At 52.8% G+C, this 1,650-nt stretch carries 1 protein-coding gene; it reads left to right on the plus strand.

What is annotated here, in order from left to right; translation table 11 throughout:
• Positions 1 to 71: 71 nt before the first annotated feature.
• A protein-coding gene (locus CAF90_RS29030; protein WP_139834536.1) for an IS3 family transposase occupies positions 72 to 1,609 on the plus strand; the annotation gives its coding sequence in 2 pieces (ribosomal slippage) (positions 72 to 522 and positions 522 to 1,609; 1,539 coding nt in all).
• Positions 1,610 to 1,650: the final 41 nt, after the last annotated feature.

Raw genomic sequence — 1,650 nt, forward strand, 5'->3', positions numbered from 1 at the left:
CCCTCTGTGTCAGGCTACCTGTCGCCCTTGTTGATTGACTCGTTCATTCAAGAGGGTGAAGGTGCATAACAATGTCCAATTTAGGCAAGCGCTACGACAGCGACTTCAAAGACTGGGTCGTTTTGCAAATGATGCCGCCCTTTAATCGGTCAGTGGCAGAACTTGCCGTTGCACTCAATCTCACACCACAGTCGCTGCGAAACTGGAGACAAATGGCCAGAGACAAAGGCTTGATCGTTCCAGGAAACGGCAAAACCAGTGACCAATGGTCTAGCGCCGATAAATTCAATGCTGTTATGGAAACCGCGCCGTTGAGCGAGGTGGAAATTTCTCAGTATTGCCGGATAAAGGGCATTTACCCTGAGCAAATTCAACAGTGGCGACTGGCCTGTCAAAACGCCAATCCGGTCGTTGATCTCAACTCTCGAACCTCTAAAACGGCCGAGCAACGGCGTATCAAAATACTTGAGCGTCAATTGATCCAGTCAGATGCCGGACGTGCGGAGGCGGTGGCCTTGCTGGAGCTCAGAAAAAAAGCCAATGCGATCTGGGGCAAGGACAAGGAAGACTGATTAACGCCGCTGATCGTACGCAAGCCATGAAGTTGATTGCAGACGCAGTGCAGAGCGGCGCTCGTCGATATCGAGCCTGCAATGAGTTGGGGTTGAGCCTGCGTACAGTCCAGCGCTGGCGATACGCTGACTGTGATGGGCGACTGCTGGCTAAACGGGCAGCTCCGGCTAACAAGCTCAGTGAGTCGGAATGCCAAGCGGTACTTGATGCTGCCAATCAGGCTGGCTACGCCAGCCTTACTCCGCACCAGATCGTCCCCAAACTGGCCGATGAAGGCATCTATCTGGCTTCGGAATCGACGTTTTACCGAGTGTTAAAAGCGGCTCATCAAAACGTGCGTCGCGGCCGAACCAAAGCCCCGAAACGTAGGGTGCTGACGACACATTGTGCCGATGGCCCCAACCAGGTGTGGTGCTGGGATATCACTTGGTTGCCAAGCACCGTCAGAGGTCGATTTTTTTACTGGTACATGGTCAAGGATGTCTACAGCCGCAAACTGGTCGCCAATGAAGTGCACGAGGTGGAATGCGCCGAACACGCATGCGAGCTGCTTAGAAAGGGATGCTTACGTGAACATACAGCGGGTCGCCCGCTGGTGCTGCACTCGGATAACGGACACGTGATGAGAGGTTCTTTGTTGCGTGAAAGCATGGTTGCACTTGGCGTCGAGCCTTCTTTTAGCCGGCCAAGGGTAAGTAACGATAACGCATATGCAGAGGCACTTTTCCGCACTGCAAAGTACTGCCCGCTCTGGCCGGATCAACCATTTGATACGGTCATTGATGCAAGGCTTTGGGTGCAGAAATTCATCGAGTGGTACAACGAAGATCATCGCCATAGCGCTTTGAAATACGTGACACCAAACGAGAGGCACGAAGGCAAAGCGACGATGCTATTACAAGCAAGAGCAGCGCTTTATGAGGATGCCAGAAAAGCTAATCCGAGCCGTTGGAGCACTCGGACACGCAACTGGAAACTAGCTGATGCGGTGTATTTAAACCCAGAGCGCCCTGATTTTAAGGGTTCAACTGGCTAACAACGATTGGAACAAGGCGACAGGTGCCTTGACACGCACCG

It is taken from the genome of Pseudomonas sp. B37(2017), from assembly GCF_002112885.1.
GTDB lineage: Bacteria > Pseudomonadota > Gammaproteobacteria > Pseudomonadales > Pseudomonadaceae > Aquipseudomonas > Aquipseudomonas paraglycinae.